The organism is Bradyrhizobium sp. P2_E8 (genome assembly GCF_056403875.1).
Genome location: NZ_JBFUES010000566.1, coordinates 1 through 4,946 on the forward strand (window position 1 = coordinate 1; position 4,946 = coordinate 4,946).

The window sequence follows — 4,946 nt, forward strand, 5'->3', positions numbered from 1 at the left end:
ACATGGAGCGGGTGCTGCGCGAGCAGGGCAAGGCTCAGTACGCCGACCAGTTCAAGGGCTTCGACTGGAAGACCGAGGAAGACGCCTTCATGGACGGCTACCACGGCCACGAAAAGGGCGGCGAGTTCGTCACCTACGAACGCCTGCGCGCGATGGGAACCAACGGATTCCAGGAGCCGGCGACCGACTTCAAGGACGGCAAGATCGTCGGCACCAAGCGACTGTTCACCGACGGCAAATTCGGCAGCAAGGACGGCAAGRCCAAGTTCATGGAGACGCAGTGGCGCGGCCTCCAGGCAGCCGGCAAGGAGGAGGAATCCAAGAAGTGGCCATTCCTCATCAACAACGGCCGGGCCAACATCATCTGGCAGAATGCCTACCTCGACCAGGACAACGAGTTCGTCATGGACCGCATGCCGTACCCATACATCCAGATGAATCCGAAGGACATGGACGAGCTGAAGCTGAAGCAGGGCGACCTGGTCGAAGTCTACAACGACAACGGCTCGACCCAGGCGATGGCCTATCCGACCCCGACGGCGAAGCCAAAGCAGACATTCATGCTGTTCGCCTATCCGACCGGCGTGCAGGGCAACGTGGTCTCGGCCGGCGTCAACGAGTTCATCATCCCGAACTACAAGCAGACATGGGGTGCGATCCGGAAGATCGCTGATGCTCCCGAGGGCGTGAAGCACCTCAGCTTCAAGTCGATCGAGTACACGGCCTGAGGCGCGGCGGGCTCTGGTAGTCTAYCAGAGCCCGCATGGTCTCGACGCAGCGACAGAGTTCTGAGTTGCGGGCTTGTTCGCTTGTGGTTAGAGTGCGGTATGCCCCACTGCCTGCCGTAAGCAGGCGTGAAGCTCCCCGCCACGACGGATCATGGGCAAATCTGCATCGCCCCGGTGCGCCTTTCCGTCGTGGTCCCATGAAAAACAGATTCGCAGCGTTCGGCGCCGGCACGGCTATCGGCACGCTTGGTGGCCTAATCGGTCTCGGCGGTGCTGAGTTCCGGCTACCGCTTCTCATCAGCCTGTTCAAATTTCGTGGGCTTGAAGCCRTCATCCTCAACAAGGCGACAAGTCTTATCGTGGTCGCGACTGCGCTGCCGTTTCGTGCCCGCACTGTGCCCTTCGCCGAGATCGGCGCGCATTGGCCGATCATCTTGAACCTGTTGGCGGGGAGCTTGGTCGGTGCATATGCGGGCGCAGCATGGGCAACGCGGCTTAAATCGGAATCACTCTACAAGATCATTGCCGCGCTGCTGGTGCTGATCGCGGTCGTTCTGCTCTTTGCTCATGACACCGCAGGCGGCAACGTGCCGTCACTGTCGGGAGGCCCGCAGATTTTGGCCGGCGTGGTCGCTGGATTTGCGATCGGCGTGGTGGCGTCGCTCCTTGGTGTCGCCGGCGGGGAGTTTCTGATCCCGACGCTGATCCTGCTGTTCGGAGCTGACGTGAAGTTGGCCGGAAGCCTTTCGCTGGCCGTGAGCCTGCCGACTATGCTCGTAGGATTCGCTCGATACAGTCAGGACCAGAGTTTCAGTGTCCTGCAAGCCAACCGCTGGTTTCTGTTGGCCATGGCGGCCGGTTCAGTAGTCGGTACGTTCATCGGCGGCCTACTGCTGGGTATCGTACCGAGCGCAGTGTTGCTTCCCGCGCTCGCGGCCATCCTGCTGATTTCTGCCGTCAAAGTCTGGCAACACAATGCTAAGTGAAGTGTCATGCAGCTTGAATCCGTGCTCGTTTGCCCGTCCTGCGGGCATCAGTCCACCGAGACGGTGCCGACAGGTATGATTTCCGTCGCCTCCTGACAGAAGCTAAACTGGCATTCAAGAACCGAGGCGAGGGCCGACGGGAGAAGCGCGTCGTCGGACATCAAATTATCGCGTCGTCGCGTCTTGCCGCATCAATTGGAATTCCGCCGCGCACTCGCGCGAGTGGCGGCCATAGAAGCGAACGGACAATGAGGGGCACGCCGACAGCTAGTGGAATCAGCCAGTAGGTGAAGTGAGGCAAGTCCTTCCAAAGGGGAAGCTGCTTTCCATTGTCAACGTAGAACGCGATCAGCATCAGAACGTATGAAAGCCCCATGCCTGCGATGTGTACCCTCGTCCAGTACGACCAGCGACGTCGGAGAGACGTGCGCCCAATCCAGGCGCATGCGAACGACGTCGCTCCGAGAATGAACAAGTGTTGGTTTTGGGCCCAGCGCATAAGCGACAGGAAACTGGCGGAAGCGAAGAGCGCCAGCAGGCACCAGAAATAAATCGTTCCGAACTTCGAATGACGTCCCCGCCCTTTCTCGCTCAACACTGCGATTGCGCCAACAACCACGCAAGCCAATCCCAATGGAATATGCGCCCCGAAAATCACCGCCAGAAAGACGGGGTCGGTCGAAGGAATTTCAATGCCCGCCACGATGGTCATCTCTACACCTCCCTTGCGTAGTTTCCGTCTCCCCCTACATCATCGGTTCGGCTGGCGGGGACGGTCGTTTTACGGCCAATGCTCCGACACCGCACAGGATGCATAGTGCAAAGCAACCGATCAGCACGGTCGCATAGCTTCCCGACCATTCGACGCTTGCCGCAAAAGGCAGCGGACCGAACGCCGCACCGGCAATGCCGAAGACGAACGACGCTCCCCTGATTGCGCCGAGATGGTCGCGGCCGAAATACTGCGCGTAGCCGGCCGCGTTGATCGCTTGCTGCGAGCCGTACGCCCCGCCCAGACTCAGCGCGTACAGCACGCTGACCGCGATTCCGCTGCCGAACGCCGGGAGAGCCGACCCCAGCGCAAGCATGAACATCGCAAACGGAACTAGGCGGCGCGGTTCATAGTGATCCACCAGAAATCCGGTGCCGAGCGTCGCAAGAGCTTGCACTCCGGCAAGGATCGACAACAGCAGCAGCGCGTCGCTGTGTGCGATCCCGGCGGTCCGCATGATCGAGAAGTGATTGAGCAAGAGAGCGGTGCCGATGGCATTGGTCRGAAAGCCGGCCGCGCACAGTAGCCAGAATACGCCGGTGCGGAGCGCTTGCCCGCGAGTGAACGACGGCTCGTCGCGCGGTCCCTCAGCCGCGGGTGGTAGCCCGGCGTCCGTGCTAAGGCCGAACTTCTCTGGCCGATCGCGAAACAGCGCGGCGGCGACCGGCAGAATGGTGAATGCGACAAGCCCGGCAAGGGCGAGATAAGCGCCTCGCCAGCCGGAAAGCGCGATGAGACCGTCGATTAGTTTCGGGAAGGTCATGGAACCGGCTGCCAGTCCTAGACTGGCAGCCGCAGCGGCGATTCCGCGTCGTCGCACGAACCACAAGTTGACCACCTGCTGGCTGACGAGACTGAGGCCGCCTATCGCAGTGCCTCGCAGGAGTGCGAAGCCGACGAGCAGCGTCATTGCGGATTGAACCGTCGCCATGAACACACAGGCCAAGGCAAGGCCACTGGCGATGATGGTCGCAGTGAGGCGCGGCCCACGGCGATCGATCCAGCGGCCGATCACCGGAGCCGGCAATATTCCCGCCAGCGTTCCAGCGGCGTAAGCGATCGAGGCGGAGGTACGTGAAATGCCGAGATCGGAGGTGATCGGATCAATGAAAACCGAAACGCCCGCCGTCTGGCCGGGCAATGTCATGAAAGAGCCAAACGTGCCCGCGCCCAATATGATCCAGCCATAGTGGAAAGCGGAACTTCGCTGGTCCACCGTCCGCAAAGCGTCAACTCGCGCGGCGAGTTGCCGCCGCCGGCAAATCGCTTTCAAAGCCTTCACAGCAATGCGCGCGCAAGAACTCGATGACCGCGTCCATTTGATTGTATTGAGCTCGGCAGGTCACCGCACGACCATTTTTCTCCTGCGCAACGAGACCCGCGCCGACCAGCCCGCGCAGATGAAAAGCGAGCGTCGAGGCTGGTACATCTAGACGGGTCTGGATGTCCGTGATGTTCAGGCCGGGCGGTCCGGCCCGAACCAGCAGCCGATAGATATCGAGACGGGTCAGATTGCCCAGCTCAGCAAGGCATCGCGCAGCGAGCTTCCGGTTCATGACCCACTTATCGCAAATTCGAAAGCTATATACAACTACAATCCTAGTTTCATAGTTTTATGGTTGGGCGCCCCGGCGACCTGATCTCGGCTTCCGCCTAAAACCTTAGCTGCGAGCGTCTCGGGCACAAAACCGGAAGGCAGAGAACCGGACCCAGCGTCGGGGCCGCCGGCTCTACAAAGCTTTATCCAAGGCGAGGCGGTCCTGAAGCTTCGCCGCTTCTTCCTTCCGTTCGCTGTATCGGTCGGTGAGGTAGGCCGAGCAGTCGCGCGTCAGCAGCGTAAACTTCATCAGCTCTTCCATCACGTCGACGATGCGATCGTAATAGGGCGACGGCTTCATGCGGCCGGCATCGTCGAACTGTTCGTAGGCCTTTGCCACGGAAGACTGGTTCGGGATCGTGATCATGCGCATCCAGCGGCCGAGCACGCGAAGCTGGTTGACGGCGTTGAAGGACTGCGAGCCGCCGCTCACCTGCATGAGAGCGAGCGTCTTCCCCTGCGTCGGGCGCACGGCCCCGATGGCCAGCGGAATCCAATCGATCTGGGCCTTCATGATGCCCGTTATGCTGCCGTGACGTTCCGGGCTGCTCCAGACCTGTCCTTCGGACCAGGCCGAAAGTTCGCGCAATTCAGCGACCTTCTGATGATCCACCGGCGCGTCGTCCGGCAGCGGCAATCCGGACGGGTTGTAGATCCGACATTCGGCGCCGAACGCCTCCAGCAGGCGTGCGGATTCTTCGGCGGCGAAGCGGCTGAACGAGCGCTGCCGCAGCGATCCGTACAACAGCAGGATCCGCGGCTTGTGCGTCGACGGTACGGGCCTTAGACGGTTGAGATCAGGAAGCGATACGGTGGACGAAGAGAGGTTCGGCAGATCAGACAACTCAGGCATCAATCACTTC

General features: G+C 60.9%; 6 protein-coding genes. 2 read left to right on the plus strand and 4 right to left on the minus strand.

Features of this window, described 5'->3' with window-relative positions:
* Together AC1D00_RS26580 and AC1D00_RS26585 are read left to right on the plus strand one after the other, a co-directional pair.
* Window positions 1-728 (plus strand): molybdopterin dinucleotide binding domain-containing protein (locus AC1D00_RS26580; RefSeq protein ID WP_477012691.1); only part of this gene is annotated, 728 nt, incomplete at its 5' end.
* A gap of 197 nt (window positions 729-925) precedes the next feature.
* Window positions 926-1,714 (plus strand): sulfite exporter TauE/SafE family protein, encoded by a 789-nt coding sequence (locus AC1D00_RS26585; RefSeq protein WP_477012692.1) that lies wholly within the window; start codon window positions 926-928, stop codon window positions 1,712-1,714.
* Between the two features lie 160 nt (window positions 1,715-1,874).
* Here AC1D00_RS26585 and AC1D00_RS26590 read toward each other — a convergent pair whose 3' ends face one another.
* The 4 genes from AC1D00_RS26590 to arsH form a co-directional block, all read right to left on the minus strand.
* Window positions 1,875-2,426: a hypothetical protein gene (locus AC1D00_RS26590; protein WP_477012693.1), complete on the minus strand. Its 552-nt coding sequence runs from the start codon at window positions 2,424-2,426 to the stop codon at window positions 1,875-1,877.
* Between the two features lie 34 nt (window positions 2,427-2,460).
* Window positions 2,461-3,633, minus strand: coding sequence for an MFS transporter (locus AC1D00_RS26595; protein WP_477012694.1), 1,173 nt, complete (start codon window positions 3,631-3,633; stop codon window positions 2,461-2,463).
* Window positions 3,634-3,715: 82 nt separating this feature from the next.
* Window positions 3,716-4,042: an ArsR/SmtB family transcription factor gene (locus AC1D00_RS26600; RefSeq protein ID WP_477012695.1), complete on the minus strand. Its 327-nt coding sequence runs from the start codon at window positions 4,040-4,042 to the stop codon at window positions 3,716-3,718.
* Between the two features lie 174 nt (window positions 4,043-4,216).
* Window positions 4,217-4,936 (minus strand): arsenical resistance protein ArsH, encoded by a 720-nt coding sequence (arsH, locus tag AC1D00_RS26605; RefSeq protein WP_477012696.1) that lies wholly within the window; start codon window positions 4,934-4,936, stop codon window positions 4,217-4,219.
* Between the last annotated feature and the right edge of the window lie 10 nt (window positions 4,937-4,946).

What these genes read in the sequence shown, in the direction of transcription:
- AC1D00_RS26590 (WP_477012693.1), bottom strand. Translation starts at nt 2,426, where the DNA reads ATGACCATCGTGGCGGGCATTGAAATTCCTTCGACCGACCCCGTCTTT.
- AC1D00_RS26600 (WP_477012695.1), bottom strand. Translation starts at nt 4,042, where the DNA reads ATGAACCGGAAGCTCGCTGCGCGATGCCTTGCTGAGCTGGGCAATCTG.
- arsH (WP_477012696.1), bottom strand. Translation starts at nt 4,936, where the DNA reads ATGCCTGAGTTGTCTGATCTGCCGAACCTCTCTTCGTCCACCGTATCG.